Here is a 25,512-nt window from a genome sequence, read left to right on the forward strand (position 1 = left end):
GTCATGTCGGTAGCGCAACGCAGTGCGCAGGTCGCGGCGGTCTTCGACCGCGTGGTCGAGGAGTACGACAACGTCGGCGTGCCCTGGTTCACGCCGATCGCCGAGCGGCTGGTCCGGGAGACCGGGGCGAGGCCGGGGGAGCGGGCGCTGGACCTGGGCTGCGGCCGCGGTGCGGCGCTCTTCGCGCTGGCCGAAGCGGTAGGGCCGCAGGGACGGGCGACCGGGATCGACCTGTCATCCGGAATGGTCGCGGCGACCCGGCAGGACGCGGCCGCGCGCGGGCTCGGCAACGTCGACGTGGCCGTGATGGACGCCGGCGCGCCGGAGCTGCCCACCGGGGGCTACGACGTGGCGGTCGCGTCCTTCGTGGTCTTCTTCCTTCCGGCGCCCGGCCGCGCACTCCGGGCCTGGCGCGAACTCCTGGTGCCCGGCGGCCGGTTGGGCCTGTCGACGTTCTCCGACCACTCCTCGGGCTGGCTGGACGGGGTGTTCCGGTCGTTCCTGCCGCCGCGGGCGTTCTCGGCGGCGAGCCCCTTCGACAGCGACGAGGGCGTCGAGCGGCTGGTCACCTCGGCGGGCTTCACCGCGGCGAGGACCACGACCTTCGAGCTCGACGTGCTCCTCCGCGACCTGGACCACTGGCAGCAGTGGTCCAGGTCGCACGGGCAGCGGGCCACCTGGGATCGGATCCCGGTGGAGCAGCACGACCGGGTGCGGGCGGCGGCCGGGGAGTTCCTGGAGCCGTACCGGACGGCGGACGGGCACTACCGGATCACCCAGCCGATCCGGCTGACGCTGGCCGAGCGGCCCTAGACAGGCCCCGGGCCCGTGGCGCACGCCCCGTGGCCACCGAACGCACCGCGGCCCGCCCGGAGTCTTCCGGGCGGGCCGCGGTGCGTTCCGGGCGGGCGGATCACTTCTGCAGGGCCGCCGGGTCCGCCGCGCCGATCGAGACGGTCCGCGGCCGCTCTCCCGGCAGCAGGAAGGACAGCACCGACCGTCTGATCCGCTCGGCCTGCCCGGCGGCGTCCTCGTCGAGTCGGATGTCCAGCTCGTAGTGCGGGGAACCGTCCGGTTCGGTGCCGACCCGGGTGGTGCAGCCGACCACGCCCGGCTGGGCCAGTGCGAGCCGGCGCACTGCGGAGAGCGAGACCTTCTCGCCCTTGACGACGAGGAAGTCCGAGAGGCGGCCGTCGAAGTACAGGTAGCCGTCCTCGTCGATCCGGAAGCGGTCGCCGGTGGCGACCAATCCGGGTGTGGCCAGCGCGCGGTCGCCGTTCCCGCCGAGCTTGGCGACGAGCGCGGTGTCGGTGCGGACGAGCAGCTCGCCCACACCGTCCCGGACGTCGCGCAGCTCGACGCCGACGCCGGGCAGCGGCAGGCCGACCGAGCCGAATCGGTGCTCCGGCTCCCGGTGCGCGGCCAGGGTGGCAACCCGGGGCCCGGCCTCGGTGAGCCCGTAGGTCACGTACAGCTCGGTGTCCGGGACGGCCCGGAGCAGACCGGCGACCTGCTCGGCGGGCAGCTGGTCGCCGCCGACCGTGAGCATCCGCAGGCCGGACGGCAGCTTCTCGCCGCGGCGCAGGAGCAGCCGCGCGATGGTCGGGGTGACGGAGGACGAGGTGATCCCGTGCTCGTCGAGGAGGCCCGGGTAGGTGGCCGGCGAGAACGGGGGCCCGGAGATGACCAGTCGGGCGCCGACCAGGAGGGCTGCGAGGGCTTGGGCGACGATCGCGTAGGAGTAGAACAGCGGCAGGTTGACGAAGACGGTGTCGTCCGGCCGCAGGCCCACCGCCTCGGCGTGCCGGCGTGCGTTGCGGACCAGCGAGTCCGCCCGGTGCAGACAGGCGCTGAACAGCCCGGAGGTGCCGGAGGTGAGCATCAGCACCGAGCCGGCCGGGTGCCGGGGGCCGTCGGTCGGCAGCAGCACGGCCCGGGCGTCGCCGACGGGCAGGCTGTCCGCGGCGCCGTAGCGGGCCGGGTCGGGCCGCAGTGCGATCACGGCGCCGGCTCCGGTGCGGGCGGACAGCTCCGCGATCCGGGCCGAGGAGGTGGCGGGTGACACCGTCAGCGGGACGCCGCCGGTCAGCAGCACCGCGAACCAGTGCTCCAGGAGGGGCCGGCCGTTGGGCAGGGCGATGACGACCGGGGTGCCGGGCGCCAGGCCCAGGCCCGTCACGTCGGCGGTGACGTCCGCGAAGCCGGCTCCGGTGCCGGTCCGGTTCAGGTCCACGGCGCGGTCGAGGAAGGCGTTGACGTCGTCCCACCCGAAGGGCAGGTCGATGAGGTCCAGGCTCACTGCGGTCACTCCGTTGCTCGTACGAGGTTCGGCTGCGCGGGTCCGGCTCACGCGGACCTCACGCGGGTCGGGCGGCCGCGGGGCGGTCGCCGAGGAGCAGGTCGAGCTCCTGCCGGCCGTCTCCGCCCGGCCCGGTGGCCCGGGTGACGGCGCACCGCGCCACGTGCACCCCGTCCTCGACCAGGTGGGTGGCGATCAGGACGTGGCGCGCCTGGCCGTCGCGCAGCCAGGCGGAGGCGGCGACGGCCGCCGCCGGCAGGCCGTGCTCCGGCGGCATGGACAGCGTCAGGGTCGGGCCCCGGAACTTCCAGCGGATGCACGGCAGGCCGGCCAGCACTCCGGGGTTGGAGCCGGCGAACCGCAGCGGGGAGACCATGCCGCGGCTCGCCGAGGCGGCCACCGCCGCCATGGTGATGGCCGAGCAGTCGCCGCTCAGGGCCACCACACCGACGTGGTCGGGCTGCGCGGTGAGGTCGTCCGGGGACGCCTCCAGGGCCCGTTCCACGGCGGCGGCGACCAGCCAGGCGACCGGGTCGGCGAAGAAGGACGGCGCGTTGCGCGCGTACTCGGCGGGGTTGGCCGCACGGGCCACCCCGAGTGCCGCGACGGCGAGCGCGGGCGGTGCTTCGGGCCTCACGCGTCCACTCCCTCGAAGAGCAGGCAGGTGTTGAACCCGCCGAAGCCGATGGTCAGGCTGGCCCCGAGCCCCGGGGCCACCGCGCGCGGGCCGTCGACGGCCAGCGGCAGCGGGAAGTCCGGCAACGGGTCCAGCAGCCCGTACACCGGGGGGACGAGCCGGTCGCGCAGTGCGAGCAGGACCGACACGGCCTCGATCGCGCCGGTGGCGCCCAGGCTGTGGCCGAGCGCTCCCTTGGTCGCGAACACGACCGGCGGGCCGTCCGTCCCGGCGAAGAGCCGGCGCAGACTGGTGCTCTCCACCGCGTCGTTGACCGGTGTCCCGGTGGCGTGGGCGTTGAGGACGGTGACGTCCCGCGTGGTGCGGCCGGCCGTGGCGAGGGCGCGCCGCACGGCGAGCACGATGCTGTCGCCGGTCGGGTCGGGGGCGGTCAGGCCGGAGGCGTCGTTGGCGGAGCCGGCGCCGCGCAGCACGGCCCGGACGGGTGCGCCGCGCCGGTGGGCGGCCTCGGCCCGCTCCAGCACCAGGACGGCCGCGCCCTCGCCGAGCAGCATGCCGGAGTGTTCCCGGTCGAAGGCACGCAGCAGGTCGGGGCTCATGGTGCCGAGGGCGGTGTGGCCGAGCCGCTTGCCGAGGGTCAGCACGTCCACGCCGCCGGCCACCACGGCGTCGGCGTGGCCGGCGCGGATCAGTTCGGCGGCGAGCAGGATCGCGTCGGACCCGGCGGAGCAGGCGGTGCTGACCGTGACCGGCCGGTGCGGGTGCCCGATCCGGCGGGCGGCGGCCACCGCCCAGTCGTCGGCGACGGCCGCCGGCTCGTCCAGCAGCGGGCCGTAGCTCGTGCCGAGCACGATGCGGACGCCCGGGTCGGCCGGGTCGAGCCCGGCCGAGGCCAGGCCCGACGTCAGCGTCTCGACGGTCAGGGCGAGTTGGCGTTCGGTCGCCGGTGCCGCGAGGTCGAGCCCGGGCACGGTGGCGGCCAGGACGTTGCGCACCGGGTAGGGCGACGGCGTCTCCCGCAACCCGTGCTCGCCCGCCAGCAGGCGCCGCCACACGCCGTCGGGCGTGTCGCCGAGCGGGGTCGTCCAGGCCAGACCGGTGACGCAGACGTCGTCGGGGCGGACCTCGGCGGCCACGGCGTTACCGCGCGGCCGGGGCGCTCTGGAGGCGCTCCACCAGGGCGGCGACGTCGGCGATGGTGCCGAACTGGTCGGGGGTGAACTCGTCGGCGGAGATGGTCACGCCGAAGCGGTTCTCGCACTGCGCGCGCAGCTCCACGAAGCCGAGCGAGTCGAGGCCGTAGACGTCCCGCAGGCTGTCGTCCTCCTTCATCTGCTCGACCGGCACCTCCACGAACACGTCCGTGACGAGGATGTCCTTGATGATTTCCGCGACGACCATGAACCGGCCTTTCCTGGGACACGTGGCGTCCGGTGCGGCGGCTGGCCGCACCGGTTGGCACCGCCACCATCGCGGTGGCCGGTCCGGTCGGTCTGTTCAGTATTGAGCAGCCCTTTCGCGGCGGCGGTGTGACTCTCCTGGGCATCGATCCACAGTCGTATCCCGAGGGGGACGAAGAGATGTCTGCCACCATGCCGGCGTTGGTACGCCGCGCGTTCCTGAAGAAGGTCGGGGCCGTGGCCCTTGCCGTGACGGCCGGTGGCGGTCTGCTCACCGCCTGCGGGAAGCCGGAGGCCGCCGGCCCCGCCGCCGTCGCGGCGGCGAAGCCGGTGGAGAGCCTGAAGATCGCGGTCACCGACCCGACCACCTCGGCCGGTCTGGACCCGCGCTCGATCGGCAACGGCCTGAGCACCATGGTCATGTACCACCTGTACGACAGCCTGATGGTGCTCAACGGCGACAAGTACACCAACGTCCTGGCCGATTCGGTGCAGCCGAACCAGGACGGCACGCTGTGGACGATCACCCTGCGCAAGGGCGTCAAGTTCCACGACGGCCGGCCGGTGACCGCCAACGACGTCGCGTACAGCCTGCGGACCGTCGGCACCGCGCCGAGCAGCCGGGCCTCCGTCTACGCCGACGTCGACCTGGCCGGCATCAAGGCGGTCGACGAGCAGACCGTGACGGTCCCGCTCAAGCGCCCGCGCGGCGACTTCCGAGAGGGCGTCCTGGTCACGTACTCGCCGGTCTTCCCGGACGGCACCACCGACTTCTCCAAGGGCATCGGCTCCGGCCCGTACAAGCTGGCCGGCGTGGACGGACAGAACGTCAAGCTGGTCGCCAACGAGGACTACTGGGGCTCCAAGCCGCAGGTGAAGAACCTCGAACTGATCAAGATCGCCGACGCGGCGACCCGGCTGAACGCCGTGAAGAGCGGCCAGGTCGACTACGCCGTGGGCATCAGCCCGGTCGGCGCCGCCGCCGAGAAGGCCAACAGCGCGATCACCATCACCAAGGGCGGGGTGGCCGGCGCCAGCGCGCTGTCCTTCTCGATGAACCAGACCATCGCCCCCTTCGACAACCCGAACGTCCGCAAGGCGGTGCGACTGGCCGTCGACCGCAAGCAGCTGACGGACACCGCGCTGCTGGGCAGCGGCACCGTCGGCAACGACGTGGTCGGCCTGGGCCTGCCCGGCTACGCCACCGACCTGCCGACCCGCGGCCGTGACGTGGCCGAGGCCAAGAAGCTGTTCCAGGAGGCCGGCGTCACCGAACTGACGCTGCGCACCGGCGACATCGTCCCCGGCATGCTGGAGGCCTCCAAGCTGTTCCAGCAGCAGCTCGCCGACGCGGGCGTGACGCTCAAGCTGCAGACCGTGCCGGCCGACTCGTACTACGCCGACATGCCGAACCTGACCAAGAACCCGTTCCAGGCGTTCTACTACGCCAACCGTCCGGCGGCCCTGCACCTGGCGGCGACCACCACCCAGGTGGCGTTCTTCAACGTCACCGGCGCCGGCCCGGACCACTGGAAGAAGCTCGCCGACGCGCAGCTGATCGTCGACGACAACCAGCGCGCGAACGCCTTCACCCAGATCGAGCGCGACTTCTACGACAACGGCGGCGACGTCGTCTGGGGCTTCCAGGAGCAGATGGACGCCTCGCGGCTGAAGCTCTCCGGCGTCACCCGGATCGGCGGCCTGCCGGTCTTCACCACGGCCACGGCGGCCTGATGCGGCGGCCGATACCGGCCGCGGTCCGACAGCTGACCGGGGCGCTGGGGACTCTCCTCGGCGCCTCGGTCATCCTGTTCGCGGGCTCCGCGGTGCTGCCGGGCGACGCGGCCAGCTCCTCGCTCGGAGCCAGCGCGACGCCGGACGAGGTGGCCCGGGTGCGCGCCGAGTACGGTCTCGACCGGCCGCTGCCGACGCAGTTCCTCTCCTGGATCGGCCGGGCCGTGCGCGGCGACCTCGGCCACAGCCTGTACGACCGCAAGCCGGTCCTGGAGGTGGTGACCGAACCCTTCCTGGACACCGCGCTGCTGGTCGGGATCACCGTGGTGGTCACCCTGGTGGCGGCGACCGCGCTCGGCCTGGCCTGCGGCCTGCGCCCCGGCGGCCGGCTCGACCGGGTGCTCTCCGGTGCGGCCGTGGCCGTGGTGTCGGTGCCGCAGTTCGTCATCGCGGTGCTGCTCGTGCTGGGCCTCGGCACCGGCCTGGGCCTCCTCCCCGCGGTCTCGTTGGTGCCGTTCGGCGGCACCCCGCTGGACCGGCCGGAGATCCTGGTGCTGCCGGTGCTCTCGCTCTCGTTCTTCGCGGCGGCGTGGGCCAGCCGGATCGTCCGGGCCGCGGTGGTGGACGCCAACGCGGCCCCGTACGTCGAGGCGGCGCGGCTGGCCGGGCTGCCGGAGCGCCGGGTGCTCTGGCGCCACCTGCTGCCCGCCACCGTGGCGCCCTGCGCCCAGACCTTCGCCTGGCTGGTCGCCGCGCTGTTCGGCGGTACCGCCGTGGTCGAGCGGGTCTTCAACTACCCGGGGCTGTCGGAGACCATGGTGGGCGCCGTCCGCCACCACGACACGCCGGTGCTGGAGGGGGTCGGCCTGCTGCTCGCCGGGGTGACCGTGGTTTGCCTGCTGCTGGCCGACGCGCTGGCCGTACTGGCCACGCCCCGCTTGCGGAGCGCCTCATGACGCGCCGGATGCTGCGGGCGCTGCTGCTGGCCCCGGTCGCCGTGGTGCTGCTGGTCGCGCTGTTCGGCCCGTTGCTCGCCGACCACGACCCGGGCCGGGTGGTGGCGGTCCCGTACGCGCTGCGCGGGGACGCCCTGCCGCTCGGCGCGGACGGCTCCGGCCGGGACGTCTGGGTCCGGTTCCTCTGCGGCGGCCGGGACCTGGTCCTGCTGCCGCTGCTGGGCACGCTGCTCACCCTGGTGCTCGGCACCGCGGTCGGCCTGGTCTCCGGCTACCTCGGCGGCCCGCTCGACGCGGTGCTGTCGCGGCTGAGCAGCCTCTTCCTGGTCGTCCCGCCGATCCTGCTGCTGCTGATCCTGCTGCACGGCTGGGGCTACTCCGGGCCGACGCTGGTCGTGGCCGTGCTGGTCACCGGCGTGCCGTTCGTCTCCCGAATGGCCCGGACGGCCACCCTGACGGTGGTCCGCAGCGGCTACGTGGAGCAGGCGGTGGCCCTGGGGGACGGACCGATCACCGTGATGGTGCGCGAGGTCCTGCCGAACATCGCCCGGCCGATCCTGGCCGACGCCGGCAGCCGCTTCGCGATCGCCATCTTCATCACCGCCTCGGCCGGCTTCCTCGGTTTCGGGCCGGGCGACGCCAACTGGGGATCAATGATCAGCGAGAACATCGAGGGAGTGGGGCTGTCACCGTGGGGGGTCGTGGTGCCCGCGCTGGCGCTGAGCTGTCTGACCGTGTCGGCCAACCTGGTCCTCGACCGGCTGACCGCGAGGATCCCGTCATGATCGAGATATCCGGTCTGGACCTGCGCGCCCCCGACGGCCGGGTCGTCCTGGACGGCCTCTCCCTGAGCGTCGCCGCCGGCGAGCGCGTCGGCATCGTCGGCGAGTCGGGCTCCGGGAAGACCACCCTGGCGCACGCCGTGCTCGGCTCGGTCCGCCCCGGCCTGCGCCGGGCCGGCGGGCGGGTCCGGCTGGCCGGCCACGACGTGCTGGACCTCGACCCGGCCGCGCTGCGCTCCGTCCGCCGCCGGGTCGTCTCCTACCTGCCGCAGGACCCGCCCGCGCACCTGACCCCGACCCTCCGGGTCGGCGAGCAGATCGCCGAACTCGCCGACCCGGCCGCCGGCCGGGACGTCGCCGGGCACCTGGAGCGGGTGGGCCTGCCCACCGACCGGGCGTTCCAGCGGCGCTTCCCGCACCAGCTCTCCGGCGGCCAGCAGCAGCGGCTGGCGCTGGCCAGGGCACTGGCTCCGGACCCGCGGGTGCTCGTCCTGGACGAGCCGACCACCGGGCTCGACATGCTCACCCAGCGCCGGGTGCTCGACCAGATCGACGAGCTGGTCACCGCCCAGGAGCTGACGTTGCTCTTCATCACCCACGACCTGACCGCGGTGGCCCGGATGGCCGACCGGCTGGTCGTGATGCGCGACGGCGCGGTCGTGGAGGACGCCCCGCTGGCCCGGGCCTTCAGCGCGCCCGCCGCGCCGTACACGGCCGAACTGCTGAGCGCCGCACCGGTGGTCTCCCAGCTCCTCGACGCGGACGCACCGCCGGCCGCACCGCCGGACGCCGGCCGCGACCGGCCGCCCGTGCTCCGGGTGGACGGACTGCGCGCCGGATACGGGCGCAGGCCGAGCACCGACCGCTCGCCCGGTGTGTCCTTCGAGGTGGCGGCCGGCGAGTGCGTGGCACTGCTCGGGCTCTCCGGCGCCGGCAAGACGACCCTGGCGCGCTGCGTCAGCGGTCACCACCGCCCCGACCGCGGCACGGTCGAGCTGCACGGCGAGCCGCTGCCCGCCGGGCTGCGCGCCCGCAGCGTCGACCAACGGCGGCGGGTCCAGCTGATCGCCCAGGACGCGACGCTCTCGCTCAACCCGCGCCGCACCGTCGCCTCCGCCCTCGTGCGGCCGCTGCGGCGGCTGCACGGGCTGGGGCGGGAGGCCGCCGCCGCGGAGGCGGACCGCCTGCTCGCCCTGGTGGACCTCGACCCCGCGTTGGCCGACCGCTACCCGCACCAGCTCTCCGGCGGGCAGCGGCAGCGGGTGGCGATCGCCCGCGCCCTGGCGGCCCGGCCCGACGTGCTGATCTGCGACGAGGTGACGGCCAGCCTGGACGTCAGGGTCCAGGCCGGGGTGCTGGACCTGCTCAACGGGCTGCGGGCCCGGCTCGGCCTGGCGGTCGTGTTCATCACCCACGACCTGGGCGTGCTCGCCCGGGTCGCCGATCGGGTGCTGGTCCTGGTCGACGGCCTGGTCCGCGAGGAGGGCCCGGTCGCCACCGTGCTGACCGACCCGCAGGACGAGTGGACCAGATCGCTGGTCGAGGCGGCGCCGACGCTGGTCCCGGCCCGCGGCGCCGTCGCGGCCGGGTAGGCCCCAGGGCCTACCCGGGGACGGGAACGACGGAGGAGGGGCCCCGGACGCCGGGGCCCCTCCTCCGTTCGCGTACCGGTCAGACCGCGGCCGGCTCGCCCTGCGCGGTCGGCTCGCCCTGCTCGGCGGGCTCGGCCGGGGCGGGCATCGCCCCCGGCTGCGGGGCGGTGCCCGGCAGCAGCAGCATCAGCAGGAAGGCGATCAGCAGGCCACCGGCCACCCACCACAGTGAGTCCGAGAAGCCCTGGCCGAAGACCTCGGGCGAGTTCTGCCGGCCCGCCACCGGGGTGACGTCGCCGACGACGCCGAGGAACGGCACCGAGGCGAGGCCGACGCCGAGCGCGATGCCCAGCTGGTTGGCCGTGTTGATCAGGCCCGAGGCCGAACCGGCGTGCTGGAACGGCACCTGGGAGAGCACCGACCCGGTGAGCGGGGCGATGATCAGGCCCATGCCCGTGCCCATCACGGCCAGCGGCAGGATCATCTGCCACGGCTGGATGCCGGCGCCGTAGTGGACCGCCTCCCAGCCGTAGAGCAGCGCGCCCGACGCCATCACCAGGGCACCCGCCTGCAGCACCTTGCGCCCGTACGCCATCAGCTTCTGCATGGCCACGCCCGCCGCGACCGAGGTCGCGACCGCGTTGGGCACACTGGTCAGACCGGTCTTCAGCGGGCTCCAGCCGAGCCCGAACTGCAGGTAGAGGGTCCATGCCAGCAGGAAGACGCCGCAGGCCGCGCTGACGCTCAGCTGCACGCCGATGCCGGCCGCGAAGCTGCGCACCTTGAACAGCGACAGCTCCACCACGGGGGAGTTGTCCCGGCGGCTCTTCAGCTGCTCGTACCGGAGGAAGACCCCGAACACCACCAGGCTGCCGATCAGCAGCACCGGGGCCCAGGTGCCGCGGGCCTGCTCGACGGTCAGCGGCAGGAACAGCATCAGCAGGCCGACGCTGGCCAGCGCGATGCCCACCGGGTCGAGGCGCAGCGCCTGGGGGGCGCGGGACTCGGCGATGTGCATCCGGCCGAGCACCAGGCCGGCCAGGCCCAGCGGCAGGTTCAGCAGGAAGATGCTGCGCCAGCCGAGACCGCCCAGGTCGGACTCGACCAGGAGCGCGCCGACGATCGGGCCGATCACGGCGCCCATGCCGATCACGCCGCCGAACATCCCGAAGACCTTGCCGCGCTCGTGGTCGGGGAAGGTGACGTGGATGATCGAGAGCACCTGGGGGACCATCAGCGCGGCGCCGGCGCCCTGCAGGACGCGCGCGCCGATCAGCATCTCCGGGTTGGCAGCGGCGGCGCACAGCGCGGAGGCCAGCGTGAAGACGCCGATGCCGGTCAGGACCATCCGCTTGCGGCCGTAGATGTCGCCGAGCCGGCCGCCGGTGATCAGGCCGACCGCGAAGGCCAGCGCGTAGCCGGCGCTGATCCACTGCAGCGCGGCGTACGAGGCGCCGGTGTCGGTCCGGATGTCCGGCATGGCGATGTTGACGATGGTGACGTCGATGACGTCGATCAGGCTCGCGGTCAGCAGCACGACCAGGGCGAGCCACCGGCGCGGGTCGAGCTCCTCGGCCCCCGCGGGGGTCGGGTTCGCTTCTGTCATGGGGTCTCTCTCCTCGGGGGAGTGGGAAGGGGCCGGTGCCGACACGACACGAGGGGGCTCCCGGTGGAGCCCCCTCGTGTCGAGCGGTCAGGAGTACAGCTCGCGGAGATCGCGCTTGAGCACCTTGTTCTGCGAGTTGCGGGGCAACTTCTCCAGGACGACGGTGCGGACCGGCCGTTGGCCGGGTTCGAGCAGTCCGGCCAGGTGCGCGTCCAGGTCGACGTCGCCGGCGTCCGGGTCCAGCACGACGGCGACCGCCACGTGTTGGACCTCGCCGTCGGGCGACCCCGGCGCCGGGACGCCGAAGGCGGCGGCCTCGAACACCGCGGGGTGCTCGTACAGGGCCGCCTCGACGGCCGGAGTCGAGACCAGTCCGTCCGCGGTGCGCACGGCGTCCACCCGGCGGTCGAAGAAGTGCAGGAAGCCCTCCTCGTCCAGCCGGCCCAGGTCGCCGGTGCGGTACCAGCCGTCCGCCTCGATCCGCGCGTTCACCTCGGCCAGGCCCAGGTAGAGCCGCTTGGGTGCGGGGTGCCGCAGCCAGATCTCGCCGAGCTGCCCGGCGGGCAGCTCCTCGCCCGACTCGTCCACGATCCGCAGCTCGGTGACCGGCGTGGGCCGGCCGACCGACATCGGCCGCTCGGGGTCGAAGGTGTTGATGCAGATCGCCGGGTTGGCTTCGGACTGCGAGCACGCACTGGTGATCGCGGCGCCGGGCACGAGTTCCAGCAGCTTCTTCGCCCGGGCCGGGGCCAGGGGTGAGGAGCCGCAGGCGAACATGGTGATCGACGACAGGTCGTACTTCTCGGCGAGCCGCAGCGCGACCAGCCGGTCGGCGAAGTACGGCGTGATGGCGACGATGCCGGTGCGGTACTGCTCGATGAGCTGCCCCAGCCGGTCCGCGTCGCGCAGCGGGCCGAGAACGGTGACGACCTGGGAGATCGTCGAGATGTTCAGGGCGGTGGCGCTGCTGCTGGTGGCGATCTGCAGCATCGTCAGCATGTACGCCGAGTCGCCGAACGCGCTCATCGCGCCGATGGTGCGGCCGAAGGTGGCGTTGCCGTGCGGCACGGTGTACGCCTTCGCGGCACCGGTGGTGCCGGAGGTGAAGACGATGTCCGCGATGTCCTCGGGCTCGACCTCGGCCTTGACCGGTCCCGGTCCGCCGTCGAGCCCGGAGACCGCGGCCGACCAGCCGGAGAACCCGGCGGGCAGGGCGCGGCCGTCGGCGTGCAGCAGCCCGGACACCGAGGTGAGGGTCAGCCGCCGGCTCAGCTCGCAGGCGGGCATGTCGGCGTTCAGGTGGACGGCGGTGGCGCCGGCCTTGAGCACGCCGAAGTACCCGACGGCGTAGTCGGTCCACTCCAGGCCGCCGAACAGCAGGCCGACCCGGTCGCCGCGGCCGACGCCGTCGGCGACCAGCTGGTTGGCGACGGCGTCGGAGCGCTCGTCCCAGTCGCGGTAGGTGAGTTCGCCGCCGCCGTCGACGATGAAGGCGACGCCGTCGGGCTGCACGCCGGCGCGGTGCCGGAGCAGGTCGGGCGTGGTGAGCACGGTCGGAGTCTCAGGACTCAAGGTCGTACTCCAGGACGAAGTCGTGGCCGGGCAGGATCTCGGCCTTGCCGGTGATGCCGACCAGGTCGCCGGTGCCCGAACCGGGCACGATGACCAGCGTCTTGTCGTACTTGCCGTCGTAGGCCATCGAGCGGTGGGTGAGGAAGAAGCTGCCCTTGAGGCCGTCGAACTCCAGCTCCAGGCGCTCGGCGCCCACGTAGACGGCGGCGCCGCCCTCGGAGCCGAGCATGACGCACTCCAGCCGGCTGGTCCCGGTGATGTCACCGGTGAAGATCTTGGCGCCCTTGTTGCGCTGCATCTGGGCCTCGTCCCACTGGACGACGTCCTCGCCCTCCCAGGTGGAGAAGGTGAAGGAGCCGGTGACGCGCTTACTCATGGTCTGCCTCTTCGCTGTTGGTCTGATACAGGGGGAGGAGCGGCGGGATCGGCTGCGGCCAGATCGCGAAGACCGCGGCGACCATCTCCGGACGGGTCATCAGCTCGGCGAACGGCCGCACCGAGGCGCGCAGCCGCGAGCCCCGGTCCTCGCCGGTCGCCGTGCCGTCCGTCCGTCGACGCGCCACTCCGGGCACGGGCATGCTGTCCACTCCGGATCGCGTGGGTCTGCTCATTTCTGAGCAGATCCGGCCGTGACGACGGGCCGGGCCAGCAGCTCGTCCGCCGTGCGGGCCACCTCGGGGGTCTTCAGCAGGTCGGCGTGGACCACGTCGAAGAAGTGCGCCTCGCCGAACATCTCCGAGCGCTCCGGCTCGGGGATGATGTGCAGGCCGATGTCCGGGTTGGAGGAGTTGAGCACGCTCGCCCGCGCCCAGCCCGGCCGCGGGTCCAGGTCGACGGCCGCGCCCAGCCAGTGCAGGTAGCCGTTGACCAGGTCGGCGGTGTTGCCGGCCGCCTGCTCGCTCCAACCGGCGCGGACGATGGCGGACTTCAGCACCTCCTGGCACAGCGGGGTGAGCCGGCCGGCCAGCTCCAGCGCGTTCGACGCGCCGGCGTCCGCCTCGGCCAGCCGCTCCTTGGCGTCGGCGAGCTGGTCCTCGGTGAACGCCTTCGCCAGTCGGCGGTAGAAGCTCTCGATGTGCTCGGTGAGCATCCGCCGCTCGGCGAAGCCGGGGTCGAAGAGCAGCAGCTCCGGGTGCTCGCCCTGCCACTCGGCGATCCGGTCGGCCATCACGGAGGCGTAGATGCCGCCGCCGCAGAAGCCCATCAGGGCACGGACCTTGAGGCCGCTGTCGCGGATGCCGCGCAGCCAGCGCTCGGCCTGGTCCTGACCGGTGAGCCCGCTCTCCTGCCCCCACGGGACGGGAGCGGTCTCCCAGATGGTGTGCTCGGTCCGGAGCAGCTTGGCCAGGTCGTGGAAGTTGGCGGCCGGACGGCCGTTCGCCGCGTAGTCGGCGACGACGATCAGTTCGCCGCTGTCGGTGGTACGGAGGACGTTGAACGCCTCGGGTTTGGTCATGGGCGGTCCCGTTCGTGATTCTTCGTGGGATTCGGTGGGGTGCGGGTCGGGTCAGGCGGCCGCGACGGCCTCGATCTCCAGGAACCAGGAGTCCACCCAGATGTCGGCGACGATGCCGACCAGGGCCGGCCGGTGATCGCCCAGGAACTCCCTGCGGATCCGGGAGTTGGCCTCGCGGTGGCTCAGGTCGGAGAGCGTGATGGTGACCCGGACGAGGTTCTCGACCGTCATGTCGGCGGCGGCGAGGACGGAGACGAGGTTGCTCCAGGCCAGCCGGCACTGGTCCTCGAAGGACTCGGGTACGAAGCCGTCGGCGGTCTGCGGTGCCTGACCGCTGATGAAGAGCAGCTTCGAGGTGGTCGGCACCAGCACGGCCTGGGCGTAGCTGGGCACGTACCCGGGGCCGTCCTCCGGGTCGACCAGGGTGAAGGGGGCCTGCGCCATCTCAGGCCGCCGGCGGGGTGCGCGGGCACCAGGACGGCACGGCGCCTTCGGCGTTGATGCCCTTCTGGATCACCGCGAGGTTGTGGTAGACGTGCAGGCCGACCACGTTGGCCTCCTGGAAGGAGGGCTCGCCCCCGGCGTCGGGGCCGGTGTGCTCCTCGTGGTGGATCGCGTCGACGAGCTCCTTGACCAGGCCGATCGAGGTGCCCTGGCCGGCGGCCTTGCCCTCCACGCCGCCGTAGCCGGGGGCGTACGCGGTCCAGGTGTCCTCGATCACGTAGACGCCGCCCGGGTTGAGGTGCGGAAGCAGGGTGCGGAACGAGGTCAGCACGTGCTCGTTGACGTGGCTGCCGTCGTCGACGATCACGTCGAACGGGCCGTACTCGGCGGCCATCCGGTTCAGGTACTCCGGGTCGTTCTGGCTGCCGATGAGCGTCTTGACCCGGGGCTGGTCGGCCACCGTCTTGTCGAAGATGTCCAGGCCGTAGACCAGGCCGCGGGTGAAGTAGCGCCGCCACATCCGCAGCGAGCCGCCGCCGAAGGTGGTGGTCATGTAGCCGCCGACGCCGATCTCCAGCACCCGGACGGGCTTGTCCCGCAGGTCCTTGAAGTGGTTCTCGTAGTGCGAGGTGAACCAGTGCATCCCACCCCACTTGTCCGAGTAGTAGCGCGCGGCCAGGTTCCCGAGGTCGCCCGGCTTGTCGATGCCCGACAGCACGGCCGTGATCGCCTGGGTGGCGGAGCGGGTGACCGCGAGGATCCTCAGGTCGGAGCGGCGGGCGGCGGCCTTCTCGAACTGCGGCACCGTGCGGCGGCGGCCGGTGCGGTGCTCGCGGGCCGGGCCGAACAGGTCGCGGACCAGGTCGGTCAGGTCGTACTCGATGACCATCGCGGCGTACTCGCCGGTGCCGGGGCGCAGCCGGACCGGCTCGCCGTGCACGGCGGTCAGGACGTGGCTGACCCGGAGGTCGCCGTGGACGACGTCGAGCTGGAGGTCGAGCTCGGTGTCGAAGAGGTCCATGATCGGGACGTCGGCGCGGAAGGCGATCTCGTCGGCGAGCACGGCGCAGACCTCGGGGACGCCGAGCTTCTCGACGACCTCGTGGATGTTCTCGTCCCGGCCGTCGGCGGCCAGGATCAGCTGCTCGATGGCCGCGTTGTCGAGCGTCGGGGCGACGCCGGAATCGGATTCTGTGGTCATGTCGCGAGCATGGGCGGTGGGGTCCGTCGCAGCTGCTCCCAATTGAGCAGACGGGCGGTGGACGGCTCCGGAGACTGGCCGCATCGGCGGACCCGCCGAACCGACCCACCACCGCCAGGAGACCAGCGTGTCCGACCCCTTTGCCGCCCTCCACCCCGTCTTCCGCCGCCAGATCCAGGCCATGATGGCCAACGACCGCGATCTGCTGATGACCTGCTACCACCCCGAGGTCAAGTCGCTCCGCTTCCAGGGCGTGCTGGAGGGCCGCGAGGCCATCAGCGACCTGCTGGACAAGTACGACGAGCTGAACCCGGAGTTCGTCGAGGTCCTGGAGTACGTCCACAGCGACGACCAGATCATGACCCGCACGGTGCTGCGCATCAAGGGCGAGGAGATCGTCGCGGTCGGCTCGTACGTCGTCAAGGACGACATGATCTGGCGCCAGTTCGGCTGCGACGAGGGCGGCGTCCGGGACTGGTGGGCGTAGTCCGTGCGCGTTCTCGTCACGGCCTCGCCGGGCGCCGGCCACACCTTCGCCACCGTCCCGCTGACCTGGGCGCTGCGCGCCGCCGGGCACGAGGTGCTGTTCGCCACGGCGGGCCGCCTCCCCGGTGACCTGCCGGCCATCGTCGGCGCGGGCGTCACCGTCGCCGAGATCGCCTCGCGCGAGCGGATGGCCGAGCTGCGCGACCGGATGCGGGCCCGGACCGCCGAGGAGGCCCGGAGCCTGGGGATCAGCCCGGCCGAGCTGGCCGCCCGTCACATCGACGCCGCCCGCCTGGCCCGGCACGTGGCGGACGGCAACGGCTGGGCCTTCGCGAGCCGGATCTTCGGCCAGATCTCCGCCGCCACGCTGGACGGCCTGGTCGAGGTCGCCACCCGTTGGCAGCCGGACCTGGTCGTGTACGAGACCATGCAGGGCGGCGGCCCGCTGGTGGCCGCCCTGCTCGGGGTGCCGGCGGTGGAGCACCCGATCGGCTTCGCCCGCGGCCCCGAGGCCGTCGACGCCGTGGCCGCGGCGCTGGCCGCCGAGTACGAGCGGTACGGCGTCGGCCGGCCGGCCCGGCACACGGCGCTGGACGTCTGCCCGCCGAGCATGGCGGTCGGCCCCGCGTACGGCCTGCCGATGCGCTACGTGCCGTTCAACGGCGGCGGTTCGGCCGGTGACTGGCTCTTCGCCGAGCAGGAACGACCGCGCATCGCGGTGACCCTCGGCACCGTCCTGCCCGAACTGGGCTCGGACGGCTTCGGTCAGGTCGTCGCGGCCGCCGCGCGGACCGACGCGGACTTCGTGCTCACCGCCGACGAACGGCAGCTGGCCGAGCTGGGCCCGCTGCCGCCCAACGTGCGCGGCTGCGGCTACGTCCCGCTGGGCGCGCTGCTGCGTTCCTGCTCGGCGATCGTGCACCACGGCGGCTCGTCCACCACGATGACCGCCCTGGACGCCGGGCTCCCGCAGCTGGTGATCCCGCACATCGCCGACCAGTTCATCAACGCCGAGGCCGTCCGGCGGCGCGGCTGCGGACTGTCCGGCGAGGACGGCAGCGACCTCGCGGGCGACTTCGCCCGCCTCGTCGGCGACGACGGCCTGCGCACCGCCGCACAGCAGGTACGCGCCGAGCTGGCCACCCTGCCCAGCCCCGCTGACACCGCCGACCGGCTGGTCCGGTGGGCCTCGACACCCGAAGACGAAACAGAGGTGGACTCATGACGGAAGAGACGCTCCAGCCGAAGGCGCCGGCCCTGCACTCGGCGAACTCCGGTTTCACCGTGCACCGCACCGGTCAGCTTGAGTACGGATTCGCCGAGGAGGGCGGCAAGTTCTCGATCGACCTGGTCAACTACCTGAACAACGCCCAGGGCGACGTGATGGGCACCTACCTCTTCAAGGAGGTGCTGGGCACCAAGGACAGGATGCACTGGTTCGTCCACCTGAAGTCGCCGCACGACTACCAGCGCCTGCTGAAGATGGTCGACCACGACCGCGAGTACCAGGACATCTCCACCCTGGACCGGCTGCCCGCCAAGGGCGGCGGCAACTGGGAGCGGATGTTCATGCCCGGCACCTTCTCCGAGCGCATCCTCTGCCCGCAGCACGGCGTGGGCCACCCGCCGGAGGGCGAGATCGACCCGGCCGAGATGTTCACCGACCCGGCCAAGTACCAGACCAGCCAGCCGGTCGACCAGCAGCTGACCACCGCCACCGCGGGCGCGATCGTGCTGCGCACCGCCAAGGCCCGCTACTCGCTGCGCGACCAGGCCCGCTACTACGGCGTCGAGTGGTCGGAGTACGTCAACACGGCGCTGCCCGGCGAGGTCACCTCCTTCCTGTACGAGGAGATCTTCGGCCGCCAGGACACCCTGCACTGGCTGATCCACCTGCGCTCGCTGGACGCCTACGAGAAGATCGACGCGCTCGCCGCCGACGCCGGCTACCAGGAGCTGCACGGCAAGAAGCGCGTGCCGGACGAGCACGGCGGTGGTGGCTGGGGCGACCTGTTCGTCCCGGGCAGCATCCAGGACACCGTCCTGGTCCCGTACGCCCCGACGGCGGGCTGAGCGCGATGGCCGTGGGCATCGAGGCGATCAACGCCTACGTCGGGCGGGCCTCGCTCGGCGTTCAGCAGCTCTTCGAGGCCCGCGGCCTGGACGACCGCCGCATGGGCAACCTCCTGATGGAGCGCAAGTCCGTCAACCTGCCGTGCGAGGACCCGGTCACCAACGCGGTGAACGCGGCCAAGCCGCTCGTGGACGCGCTGACGCCGCAGGAGCGGGACCGCATCGAGCTGGTCATCGTGGGCACCGAGTCCGGCCTGGACTTCGGCAAGCCGATCAGCACCTACGTGCAGCACTACCTCGGCCTCGGCAAGCGCTGCCGCTCGTACGAGGTCAAGCACGCGTGCTACGGCGGGACGGCGGCGCTGCAGAGCGCGGCCGGGATCATCGGCGCCAGTCCCGTCCCCGGGGCCAAGGCGCTGGTGATCGCGGCCGACGCGTCGAGCGTCGCCGCCCGCGACACCTACTGGGAGCCCTCCCAGGGCGCCGGCTCGGTGGCCATGCTGGTCGGCCACGACCCGCAGGTCCTGGCCCTCGACCCGGGCGCCAACGGCTTCCACAGCTTCGAGGTGATGGACACCCTCCGGCCCCGCCCGGACCTGGAGGCGGGGAACTCCGACCTCTCGCTGATGGCCTACATGGAGTGCCTGGTGCACAGCTACCGGGCGTACCGGGAGCGCGTGCCGTCGGCCGACCTGATGACCACCTTCGACCACCTGGTCTTCCACACCCCCTTCGCCGGCATGGTCACCGGCGCCTACCGGCGGCTGCGCCGGGCCGAGAGCCCGGCCCCCGCCGCCGAGGTCGACGCGGACTTCGCGGCCCGGGTCGAGCCGTGCCTGCGGTACGCCACGCAGGTCGGCAACGTCTACTCGGCCGCGCTGTACCTGGCGCTCTGCTCGCTGATCGACAACGTGGACACCAGCGCGCCCAGGCGGCTCGGGATGTTCTCGTACGGCTCGGGCTGCGCCTCGGAGTTCTACAGCGGCGTGGTCACCCCGCAGGGCGGGCAGCGGCTCGCCGAGCGCGGCATCGCCGCCGCGATCGCCGACCGGTACGCGCTGAGCATGCCCGAGTACGAGCTGATCAGCGACCTGAGCCTGGACCGGATGTGCGGGGTGCGCGACCACACGTACGACGTCTCGCCCTACGCCGCCGTCTACGACAGCCACTTCGCCGGGCGGGGGCTGCTGGTACTCGACGAGGTGGTGGACTTCCACCGCCGGTATCGCTGGAGCTGAGAGCGACATGGATGGGACACCCGACCTGACCGCGGCCACCGAGCCGGGGTACCGCACCCTGGTGGTCACCCGCCGGCGCGAGATGCTCCGCGTGGTGATCAACCGCCCCGAGTACGGGAACAGCATCAACGGCGTGCTGATGGAGGAGCTGCACGCCGTGCTCGACCGGGCCGAGGCCGACCCGGCACTGCGGATGGTGGTGCTGGAGGGGGTCGGCCCGGTGTTCTGCTCCGGCATGGACTTCACCGCGGCCGCCGGCAGCAACCGGGCCGGCGACGAACTGGCGGTGCGCGGCGGCGAGGTGTTCTACGGGCTGCTCAAGCGGTTCACCACCAGCCCCCGGATCATCGTCTCGGTGGTGGACGGCCGGGTCACCGGCGGCGGTGTCGGCATCGTGGCCGCCAGCGACTTCGTCTACGCCACCGAGCGCAGCACCTTCGCCCTGCCGGAGGCGCTCTGGGGCCTGCTGCCCTGCTGCGTGATGCCCTTCCTGGTCCGCCGTGCCGGGTTCCAGCCGGCCTACTCGATGACCATGAGCACGCTGCCGGTCACCGCGGCCCGGGCGGCCCAGGTGAACCTGGTGGACGAGCTGCTGGCGGACCCGGAGCCGACCCTGCGCCGCCTCGCGGCCCGACTCGGCAAGCTCGACGACCGCGTCATCGCCGACGGCAAGCGGTACTTCGAGCGGATGTGGCTGCCCGCCGAGGAACTGGAGCGGACCGCCGTCACCGAGTTCGCCCGGCTGATGTCCTCCCCGGTGGTCCAGCACCGGATCGCCAACTTCGCCAGCCACCAGCAGATGCCGTGGGAGAACCGGTGACCGAACGCCCCGCACCCGTACCGCTCCCGGACGGCTCCGACCCGGACCCGTACCCCCGCTACGCCGCCCTGCGGGCCGCCGGCGGGGTCCACCTCGTCCAGGAGCCGACCGGGCTCTGCCGCTGGACCGTCACCGGCTACGAGCACGGCCGGCAGATGCTGGCCGACCCGCGCCTGACCAAGGACCCGCGCGCCGCCTGGGACGAGCTGCTCGCCGCCGGGTACGTCACCGGCGACGCCGAGACCGACCAGTACATGTTCCACCTGCTCAACTCCGACCCGCCGGACCACACCCGGCTGCGCGGCATGATCCAGCGCAGCTTCAGCCCCGGCCGGGCCGCCGCGCTGCGCCCGCGCATCGAGCGGACCGCCGCCGCGCTGCTCGACGGACTCGACCCGGGCGAGCCGGTCGACCTGATCGCCGACTACGCGCTGCCGCTCGCGGTCCGCACCATGGGCGAGATCCTCGGCGTGCCGGTCGACGACTTCGACGAGTACCGGGTCTGGGCGTCGGCCGGCCTCACCCGGCCCGGTGCCGCGGGGGCGGTGATGAGCAGGGCCGAGGCGTACACCCACATGCGGCGGTTCTTCGCCGAGCTGATCGGCCGCCGGGTGGCCGAGCTGCGCGACGCCGTCGGCGCCGCTCCGGCCGGCGAGCCGGACGTGCTCACCTCGCTGCTGCTGGCCCGCGAGGCCGGCGACCCGCTGACCGAGCAGGAGACGATCGCGCTGCTGATCTTCCTCCTGAACACCGGTCAGGAGCCGACCGTCAGCATGCTCGCCAACGGCGTGCTCGCCCTGCTGAACCACCCGGACCAGCTGGAGCTGCTGACCGCGGACCTCGGTCTGCTGCCGACCGCGATCGACGAGTTCCTGCGCTACGACGGCTCGGTGGCGCTGTCGACCCTGCGGATCGCCCGCGAGCCGATCGAGCTGGGGGACACCGTCATCCCGCAGGGCGGGATCGTCTCCGTCATCATGAACTCGGCCGACCGGGACGAGCGCCGCTTCACCGACCCCGACCGGCTGGACATCACCCGCCACCCGAACCCGCACCTCGCCTACGGGCACGGCATCCACCGCTGCCTCGGCGTCCCGCTGGCCCGGATGACCGGGGAGATCGCCTTCGGCGAGCTGCTGCGCCGCTTCCCGCGGCCGCGCCTGGCCTGCGCCCCGGAGGAGCTGCAGTGGCGGCCCACCCGGGTGATGCGCGGACTGGCCGCCCTGCCGGTCCTGCTCCGGGCCGACTGACCGGGGCGCCGAACGCCGGAGGGGGCCGACGCATTCCGCGTCGGCCCCCTCCGGCATGCGGTCAGGCGAGGGAGAAGTCCAGGGTGTAGTCCGCGTTCTCGTAGCCGCCCGAGCCGGTCAGGCCGGCCAGCTCGCCGGAGGCCGAGCCCGGGACGACGTCCCAGGTGACGTGGGCGCCGGCGCCGTCGAAGGTGCCACGGACGTGCAGCACGAAGGAGCCGGCCCGGCCGGCCACCTTGCCCTCGAAGCGCTGCGTGCCGACGAAGTGCGCGGGGCCGTCGGCCGGGTAGGTGAGCAGCCAGTCGGAGCGGCCGTTGCCCTCCAGGTCGCCGCTGAACGCGGCCTGCGAGTGGGCGGTGGCCTGCTTGGCCTGGCCGTCGGTCTCCGCGATCAGCGACTCGACCCAGTCGGTGACGTCGAGCGTGCCCTTTGCGTGGGTGGTCATGGTGTGGCCTTTCAGGTCAGGACGTCCGTCGCCAGTAGACGCTGCTGTCGTCGATCGGGATCATCTCGTCGGTGATGCCGTGCGCCTCACGGTAGTCGTGGATCGCCTCGCGGCACGCCGAGATGACGTAGTCGTCGACGATCACGTAGCCGCCGACGGACAGCTTGGGATAGAGGTTGACCAGGGCGTCCATCGTCGACCCGTAGAGGTCGCCGTCCAGCCGCAGCACGGCCAGCCGGTCGATCGGCGCCGCCGGCAGGGTGGTCTCGAACCAGCCCGGCAGGAAGCGGACCTGGTCGTCGAGCAGGCCGTAGCGGCGGAAGTTCTCCTCGACCTCCGCCTGGGAGACGGCCAGCACGTCGTTGAAGCGGTCCAGGGCGATCTTCCGGTCCCGCTCGTCCCCGGTGGTGGAGTCGGGGATGCCCTCGAAGGAGTCGGCGACCCAGACCGTCCGGTCCTTCTCGTCGTACGCGGCCAGCAGGGCGCGCATGAAGATGGTGACGCCGCCGCGCCACACCCCGGTCTCGATCAGGTCGCCCGGGACGCCGTCGGCGATCACCCGTTCCACGCAGTCCTGCAGGTTGTCCAGCCGCTTGCGGCCGACCATGGTGTGGGCGACCGTCGGCCAGTCCACGCCGTTCTCGCGGCGCTCGGCGTTGTAGCCCTTGCCGTCGAGCCAGAACACCTCGGTCGGCGGGTCCTGGTAGATCACATTGGTCAGGATCCGCTTCATCAGATCCAGGTAGCGGTCGCGGTCATCGCTCATCGCGTGCTCCCAAGTACTCGTCGAGTGCGTCCTGCCACGGGCGCCGGATCCGCCGGACGAACGCGGGCAGTCCACCGGTCAGCGGGGTGTGGTGCGGGCGCGGTGCCGAGGTGAAGAACTGCTCCTCCACCGGGGTGACCGGGGCGTCGATGCCCAGCCGCTCCAGGGCGGCCACGCAGAGCCGGTACCACGAGGTGCTGCCTTCGTTGGTCACGTGGTAGACGCCGCTGTCGGCCCGGTGGTGCAGCAGGTCGAGGATCGTGGTCGCGAGGTCCACCGTGTAGGTCGGGGACATCACGACGTTGTCGACGACCTTGAGGTCGCCGCCGGCCCGGGCGACCTCGGCCACCCGGTCGACGAACGAGGCCCGGGCCGTCCCGCTGGTCGGCGGAGGGCCGAACAGGCAGGCGGTGCGGGTTATCAGATGGCGCTCGCTGCCGAGCCGGGTCTCGTGTTCGCCGGCCAGCTTGGTGATGCCGTAGGTCTGCACCGGCCGCGGCAGATCGTCCGGACGGTAGGCGCGGTCGCCCTGCCCGTCGAAGACGAAGTCGGTGCTGATGTACACCGGTACCGCGCCGACCGCCGAGCACGCCTGGCTGACCCACCGCGCGCCGAGCACGTTGACGGCGTACGCCTGCTCGGGCGTCCGGTCGCACAGGTCGGCGGGCATCAGCGCGGCCGTGTTGACGCAGGCGTCCGGCCGCACCTCCCGGACGATCCGGCTCACCTGCTCCTGGCTGGTGATGTCGACGTCCTTGCGGCCGAGCGCCACCAGTTCGGTCACTCGGGGATCCGCCTCGGCGGTGGTCCGCACCGTGGTGCCGAGCAGTCCCTCGGCTCCGAGCAGCAGAATTCGCATCGCTCCCACCTTCCGCTATGTAGCGGCCAGCGTCGGCGACGGGCGGCCGAGCGGTCTGCTCCAAACTGAGCAGCTTCATCCCCGGGCCGTGGTTAGCGTTCCGGCCTGACGACTGTCAGGACCGACCCGGAAGGACGCCGCGCCAGATGACCGCTCAGAGCGTGCCGCAGGCCCAGAACCAGACCTCGCTGCCCCCCGAGGAGCAGCTGCACACCGTCAACGCCCGGGTGGTCGTGGAACGCGTCGCCCAGGTGCGGGCCGGCCACCGCGCCGAGGCGCTGGCGTTCGCGCGCGCCTCCGTCGAGCGGCTGAGCACCGAGCACGCCGGGGTGCTGGGCGCCCAGGTCTTCGAGGAGACCTTCGGCACCAAGGACCGCATCCACTTCCTGATCCACCTGGACTCGCTGGCCTGCTACGAGGACCTGCTCCGGATGTGGGACGAGGCCAAGCCGGAGCACGGCGCCGAGGAGTGGAACCGTCTCTTCGTCGAGGGCAGCGTCCAGGAGACCGTCCTGATGCCGCAGTTCTGGGGCATGTACGGCACCAAGGTCGACGGCGAGCTGGAGAAGCAGAGCACCGTCTACCGCAACGCCGGCCCGGTCTCCCTGCCGCCGGCCCGTGAGCAGAGCAGCCTCCCGCTGGACCGGATCCTGCACTCGGGCAACGCCGGGATCGTGATGCACCGGACCGGCCAGATGGCCTCCGAGTACCGCTCCGAGGCCCGCCAGTTCGGCCGCGTGGTCGCCGAGTCGATCAACAAGAACCTGCCCGGCGAGTGCACGGTCTTCGTCTACGAGGAGGCCTTCGGCCAGGCCGACCAGCTGCACTGGCTGATCCACCTCAAGGACATCAACACCTACATGCGCCTGCTCGAACTGCACGTCAGGGACGAGGAGGTGCGCGACATCTACTTCCGCGACTGGATCCCGGCCGAGAAGGGCGGCGGCACCTGGGCCGGCCTGTTCCTCGACGGCACCATGTCCGACGTCGCGCTCACCCCGCTGCACTGAATCCCGCTGCACCGAAACCCGCCGCGCAGGGGCCGGACCGCCGCTGCGCCGGAGCAGAAACCCAACCGGAAGGAACCCCGATGGCACCGATGACCGACGAGCGGCGGGCCCAGATCGTCCCGCCCGCGGCGCACCAGTGCGAGATCCCCGCCGAGCAGCTGCTGCACACCGGCAACGCCGGCGTGGTGGTCCAGAAGGTGGGCCAGCTGAAGTCCGAATTCCGCAACGAGGGCCGGATGTTCGCCCGCGAGGTGGCCAAGCACGTCAACGCCCGGCAGGCCGGGAACGCCACCGCCTTCGTCTACGAGGAGTCCTTCGGCTACGAGGACCGGATCCACTTCCTGATCCACCTCCGCTCCCTGGACACCTACTACGACCTGGTCGAGATGGGCGACCAGGACCGCGCGTACCGCGAGTCCATCGCCAAGGAGCGCGTCCAGGAGGACACTGGCGGCGGCGCCTGGGACCGGCTGTTCGTCGACGGCAGCGTCCGGTCCAACGTGCTGCTGCCCTGGGCCGGTCAGTCGGAGCAGCCGCTCAACTCGGCCAACTCCGGCATCGTGCTGCTCCGTTCGACGCGGATCGGGCACGGCTTCCGGGCCGAGGGCCGGGAGCTGGCCGAGGAGATCACCACCTCGGTGAACAAGGAGTTCGCCGGGCAGGCTTCGGTGACGCTGTTCGACGAGGCGTTCGGCGACGGCGACCAGGTCCACTGGCTGGTCGGCCTCCAGGACCTCACCGTGTACGGGCGCCTGCGGCAGGCGCTGGCCGCCGAGGGCCGTCCGGGCACCTTCGTGGACGGCAGCGCGCGGGAGACCGCGCTCACCCCGCACCACTGGGGCCTCTACGCCACCCGACAGGGCCAGTAGGGCCCGTCGGTTCCACG

27 protein-coding genes are annotated in these 25,512 nt (G+C 72.6%); 13 read left to right on the forward strand and 14 right to left on the reverse strand.

Annotated elements, in window-relative coordinates; genetic code table 11:
• Nucleotides 1–3: 3 nt before the first annotated feature.
• Nucleotides 4–813 carry a class I SAM-dependent methyltransferase gene (locus CRP52_RS17100; protein WP_097237189.1) on the forward strand — a complete coding sequence of 270 codons (810 nt, stop codon included), beginning with the start codon at nt 4–6 and terminating at the stop codon, nt 811–813.
• A gap of 100 nt (nt 814–913) precedes the next feature.
• On the opposite strand, the gene CRP52_RS17105 is transcribed toward CRP52_RS17100, so the two are convergent.
• Genes CRP52_RS17105 through CRP52_RS17120 form a run of 4 tightly spaced genes read right to left on the reverse strand, consistent with a single transcriptional unit; the run spans nt 914 to nt 4,337 of the window.
• Entirely contained in the window at nt 914–2,308 is a 1,395-nt protein-coding gene (locus tag CRP52_RS17105; protein ID WP_218893098.1) for a class I adenylate-forming enzyme family protein, read from the reverse strand.
• Between the two features lie 49 nt (nt 2,309–2,357).
• Nucleotides 2,358–2,936 carry a hypothetical protein gene (locus tag CRP52_RS17110; RefSeq protein ID WP_097237192.1) on the reverse strand — a complete coding sequence of 193 codons (579 nt, stop codon included), beginning with the start codon at nt 2,934–2,936 and terminating at the stop codon, nt 2,358–2,360.
• Nucleotides 2,933–4,072 (reverse strand): beta-ketoacyl-[acyl-carrier-protein] synthase family protein, encoded by a 1,140-nt coding sequence (locus tag CRP52_RS17115; protein WP_097237193.1) that lies wholly within the window; start codon nt 4,070–4,072, stop codon nt 2,933–2,935. Before CRP52_RS17115 ends, CRP52_RS17110 begins: the two co-directional genes overlap by 4 nt.
• A gap of 4 nt (nt 4,073–4,076) precedes the next feature.
• Complete coding sequence (locus CRP52_RS17120) at nt 4,077–4,337, reverse strand: acyl carrier protein (protein ID WP_097237194.1); 261 nt, start codon at nt 4,335–4,337, stop codon at nt 4,077–4,079.
• 179 nt (nt 4,338–4,516) lie between these two features.
• Here CRP52_RS17120 and CRP52_RS17125 point away from each other — a divergent pair, with 179 nt between their 5' ends.
• Genes CRP52_RS17125 through CRP52_RS17140 form a run of 4 tightly spaced genes read left to right on the forward strand, consistent with a single transcriptional unit; the run spans nt 4,517 to nt 9,400 of the window.
• The gene (locus CRP52_RS17125) at nt 4,517–6,070 is read left to right on the forward strand and encodes an ABC transporter substrate-binding protein (protein WP_097237195.1); all 1,554 of its coding nucleotides are present in this window, start codon (nt 4,517–4,519) and stop codon (nt 6,068–6,070) included.
• Nucleotides 6,070–7,026, forward strand: coding sequence for an ABC transporter permease (locus tag CRP52_RS17130; protein ID WP_097237196.1), 957 nt, complete (start codon nt 6,070–6,072; stop codon nt 7,024–7,026). Before CRP52_RS17125 ends, CRP52_RS17130 begins: the two co-directional genes overlap by 1 nt.
• Nucleotides 7,023–7,811 (forward strand): ABC transporter permease, encoded by a 789-nt coding sequence (locus CRP52_RS17135; protein WP_097237197.1) that lies wholly within the window; start codon nt 7,023–7,025, stop codon nt 7,809–7,811. Before CRP52_RS17130 ends, CRP52_RS17135 begins: the two co-directional genes overlap by 4 nt.
• The gene (locus CRP52_RS17140) at nt 7,808–9,400 is read left to right on the forward strand and encodes an ABC transporter ATP-binding protein (RefSeq protein ID WP_097237198.1); all 1,593 of its coding nucleotides are present in this window, start codon (nt 7,808–7,810) and stop codon (nt 9,398–9,400) included. The genes CRP52_RS17135 and CRP52_RS17140 overlap by 4 nt, the downstream gene beginning before the upstream one ends.
• Before the next feature lie 79 nt (nt 9,401–9,479).
• On the opposite strand, the gene CRP52_RS17145 is transcribed toward CRP52_RS17140, so the two are convergent.
• From CRP52_RS17145 to CRP52_RS17175, 7 genes are all read right to left on the reverse strand, one after another.
• Nucleotides 9,480–11,006, reverse strand: coding sequence for an MFS transporter (locus CRP52_RS17145; protein ID WP_097237199.1), 1,527 nt, complete (start codon nt 11,004–11,006; stop codon nt 9,480–9,482).
• A gap of 87 nt (nt 11,007–11,093) precedes the next feature.
• On the reverse strand, nt 11,094–12,578 hold the full coding sequence (locus CRP52_RS17150; protein WP_097237200.1) for a class I adenylate-forming enzyme family protein: 1,485 nt from the start codon (nt 12,576–12,578) through the stop codon (nt 11,094–11,096).
• Nucleotides 12,568–12,954, reverse strand: a complete 387-nt coding sequence (locus CRP52_RS17155) for a DUF3224 domain-containing protein (RefSeq protein WP_097237202.1) — start codon at nt 12,952–12,954, stop codon at nt 12,568–12,570. The genes CRP52_RS17150 and CRP52_RS17155 overlap by 11 nt, the downstream gene beginning before the upstream one ends.
• Complete coding sequence (locus tag CRP52_RS17160) at nt 12,947–13,156, reverse strand: hypothetical protein (RefSeq protein ID WP_097237203.1); 210 nt, start codon at nt 13,154–13,156, stop codon at nt 12,947–12,949. Before CRP52_RS17160 ends, CRP52_RS17155 begins: the two co-directional genes overlap by 8 nt.
• A 29-nt stretch (nt 13,157–13,185) precedes the next feature.
• Nucleotides 13,186–14,034, reverse strand: coding sequence for a hypothetical protein (locus CRP52_RS17165; RefSeq protein ID WP_097237205.1), 849 nt, complete (start codon nt 14,032–14,034; stop codon nt 13,186–13,188).
• A 51-nt stretch (nt 14,035–14,085) separates the two neighbouring features.
• Nucleotides 14,086–14,478 (reverse strand): RidA family protein, encoded by a 393-nt coding sequence (locus CRP52_RS17170; RefSeq protein ID WP_097237206.1) that lies wholly within the window; start codon nt 14,476–14,478, stop codon nt 14,086–14,088.
• Nucleotide 14,479: 1 nt separating this feature from the next.
• Nucleotides 14,480–15,679 (reverse strand): class I SAM-dependent methyltransferase, encoded by a 1,200-nt coding sequence (locus tag CRP52_RS17175; RefSeq protein ID WP_097237207.1) that lies wholly within the window; start codon nt 15,677–15,679, stop codon nt 14,480–14,482.
• 127 nt (nt 15,680–15,806) lie between these two features.
• Between CRP52_RS17175 and CRP52_RS17180 the strand changes: the two genes are divergently transcribed.
• Genes CRP52_RS17180 through CRP52_RS17205 form a run of 6 tightly spaced genes read left to right on the forward strand, consistent with a single transcriptional unit; the run spans nt 15,807 to nt 21,546 of the window.
• The gene (locus CRP52_RS17180; protein ID WP_097237209.1) at nt 15,807–16,166 is read left to right on the forward strand and encodes a nuclear transport factor 2 family protein; all 360 of its coding nucleotides are present in this window, start codon (nt 15,807–15,809) and stop codon (nt 16,164–16,166) included.
• A gap of 3 nt (nt 16,167–16,169) precedes the next feature.
• Nucleotides 16,170–17,390, forward strand: a complete 1,221-nt coding sequence (locus tag CRP52_RS17185) for a nucleotide disphospho-sugar-binding domain-containing protein (RefSeq protein WP_097237210.1) — start codon at nt 16,170–16,172, stop codon at nt 17,388–17,390.
• Nucleotides 17,387–18,238 carry a DUF6039 family protein gene (locus tag CRP52_RS17190; RefSeq protein WP_097237211.1) on the forward strand — a complete coding sequence of 284 codons (852 nt, stop codon included), beginning with the start codon at nt 17,387–17,389 and terminating at the stop codon, nt 18,236–18,238. The genes CRP52_RS17185 and CRP52_RS17190 overlap by 4 nt, the downstream gene beginning before the upstream one ends.
• A gap of 5 nt (nt 18,239–18,243) precedes the next feature.
• Complete coding sequence (locus tag CRP52_RS40510) at nt 18,244–19,476, forward strand: hydroxymethylglutaryl-CoA synthase family protein (protein ID WP_179852828.1); 1,233 nt, start codon at nt 18,244–18,246, stop codon at nt 19,474–19,476.
• A 7-nt stretch (nt 19,477–19,483) separates the two neighbouring features.
• Nucleotides 19,484–20,296 carry an enoyl-CoA hydratase-related protein gene (locus CRP52_RS17200; RefSeq protein WP_097237212.1) on the forward strand — a complete coding sequence of 271 codons (813 nt, stop codon included), beginning with the start codon at nt 19,484–19,486 and terminating at the stop codon, nt 20,294–20,296.
• The gene (locus tag CRP52_RS17205) at nt 20,293–21,546 is read left to right on the forward strand and encodes a cytochrome P450 family protein (protein ID WP_097237214.1); all 1,254 of its coding nucleotides are present in this window, start codon (nt 20,293–20,295) and stop codon (nt 21,544–21,546) included. Before CRP52_RS17200 ends, CRP52_RS17205 begins: the two co-directional genes overlap by 4 nt.
• A gap of 61 nt (nt 21,547–21,607) precedes the next feature.
• Here CRP52_RS17205 and CRP52_RS17210 read toward each other — a convergent pair whose 3' ends face one another.
• The 3 genes from CRP52_RS17210 to rfbD are packed head-to-tail and all read right to left on the reverse strand — an operon-like array spanning nt 21,608 to nt 23,616.
• A complete protein-coding gene (locus tag CRP52_RS17210) occupies nt 21,608–21,991 on the reverse strand; it encodes a DUF3224 domain-containing protein (protein WP_097237215.1) in 384 nt (127 codons plus the stop codon).
• A gap of 16 nt (nt 21,992–22,007) precedes the next feature.
• Nucleotides 22,008–22,757 carry a TylF/MycF family methyltransferase gene (locus CRP52_RS17215; protein WP_097237216.1) on the reverse strand — a complete coding sequence of 250 codons (750 nt, stop codon included), beginning with the start codon at nt 22,755–22,757 and terminating at the stop codon, nt 22,008–22,010.
• Nucleotides 22,747–23,616 carry a dTDP-4-dehydrorhamnose reductase gene (gene rfbD, locus CRP52_RS17220; protein ID WP_097237217.1) on the reverse strand — a complete coding sequence of 290 codons (870 nt, stop codon included), beginning with the start codon at nt 23,614–23,616 and terminating at the stop codon, nt 22,747–22,749. Before rfbD ends, CRP52_RS17215 begins: the two co-directional genes overlap by 11 nt.
• Before the next feature lie 146 nt (nt 23,617–23,762).
• Between rfbD and CRP52_RS17225 the strand changes: the two genes are divergently transcribed.
• Nucleotides 23,763–24,626, forward strand: a complete 864-nt coding sequence (locus CRP52_RS17225) for a DUF6039 family protein (RefSeq protein ID WP_097237218.1) — start codon at nt 23,763–23,765, stop codon at nt 24,624–24,626.
• An 80-nt stretch (nt 24,627–24,706) separates the two neighbouring features.
• The gene (locus tag CRP52_RS17230) at nt 24,707–25,495 is read left to right on the forward strand and encodes a DUF6039 family protein (protein WP_097237219.1); all 789 of its coding nucleotides are present in this window, start codon (nt 24,707–24,709) and stop codon (nt 25,493–25,495) included.
• Nucleotides 25,496–25,512 lie beyond the last annotated feature (17 nt).

This window comes from Streptomyces sp. 1331.2 (assembly GCF_900199205.1).
Classification (GTDB): Bacteria; Actinomycetota; Actinomycetes; order Streptomycetales; family Streptomycetaceae; genus Kitasatospora.

Coding starts and splice junctions, on each gene's coding strand:
- CRP52_RS17100 (WP_097237189.1), top strand. CDS start 4: ATGTCGGTAGCGCAACGCAGTGCGCAGGTCGCGGCGGTCTTCGACCGC.
- CRP52_RS17120 (WP_097237194.1), bottom strand. CDS start 4,337: ATGGTCGTCGCGGAAATCATCAAGGACATCCTCGTCACGGACGTGTTC.
- CRP52_RS17125 (WP_097237195.1), top strand. CDS start 4,517: ATGTCTGCCACCATGCCGGCGTTGGTACGCCGCGCGTTCCTGAAGAAG.
- CRP52_RS17130 (WP_097237196.1), top strand. CDS start 6,070: ATGCGGCGGCCGATACCGGCCGCGGTCCGACAGCTGACCGGGGCGCTG.
- CRP52_RS17135 (WP_097237197.1), top strand. CDS start 7,023: ATGACGCGCCGGATGCTGCGGGCGCTGCTGCTGGCCCCGGTCGCCGTG.
- CRP52_RS17140 (WP_097237198.1), top strand. CDS start 7,808: ATGATCGAGATATCCGGTCTGGACCTGCGCGCCCCCGACGGCCGGGTC.
- CRP52_RS17145 (WP_097237199.1), bottom strand. CDS start 11,006: ATGACAGAAGCGAACCCGACCCCCGCGGGGGCCGAGGAGCTCGACCCG.
- CRP52_RS17155 (WP_097237202.1), bottom strand. CDS start 12,954: ATGAGTAAGCGCGTCACCGGCTCCTTCACCTTCTCCACCTGGGAGGGC.
- CRP52_RS17160 (WP_097237203.1), bottom strand. CDS start 13,156: ATGCCCGTGCCCGGAGTGGCGCGTCGACGGACGGACGGCACGGCGACC.
- CRP52_RS17165 (WP_097237205.1), bottom strand. CDS start 14,034: ATGACCAAACCCGAGGCGTTCAACGTCCTCCGTACCACCGACAGCGGC.
- CRP52_RS17170 (WP_097237206.1), bottom strand. CDS start 14,478: ATGGCGCAGGCCCCCTTCACCCTGGTCGACCCGGAGGACGGCCCCGGG.
- CRP52_RS17175 (WP_097237207.1), bottom strand. CDS start 15,679: ATGACCACAGAATCCGATTCCGGCGTCGCCCCGACGCTCGACAACGCG.
- CRP52_RS17190 (WP_097237211.1), top strand. CDS start 17,387: ATGACGGAAGAGACGCTCCAGCCGAAGGCGCCGGCCCTGCACTCGGCG.
- CRP52_RS40510 (WP_179852828.1), top strand. CDS start 18,244: ATGGCCGTGGGCATCGAGGCGATCAACGCCTACGTCGGGCGGGCCTCG.
- CRP52_RS17200 (WP_097237212.1), top strand. CDS start 19,484: ATGGATGGGACACCCGACCTGACCGCGGCCACCGAGCCGGGGTACCGC.
- CRP52_RS17210 (WP_097237215.1), bottom strand. CDS start 21,991: ATGACCACCCACGCAAAGGGCACGCTCGACGTCACCGACTGGGTCGAG.
- CRP52_RS17215 (WP_097237216.1), bottom strand. CDS start 22,757: ATGAGCGATGACCGCGACCGCTACCTGGATCTGATGAAGCGGATCCTG.
- rfbD (WP_097237217.1), bottom strand. CDS start 23,616: ATGCGAATTCTGCTGCTCGGAGCCGAGGGACTGCTCGGCACCACGGTG.
- CRP52_RS17225 (WP_097237218.1), top strand. CDS start 23,763: ATGACCGCTCAGAGCGTGCCGCAGGCCCAGAACCAGACCTCGCTGCCC.
- CRP52_RS17230 (WP_097237219.1), top strand. CDS start 24,707: ATGGCACCGATGACCGACGAGCGGCGGGCCCAGATCGTCCCGCCCGCG.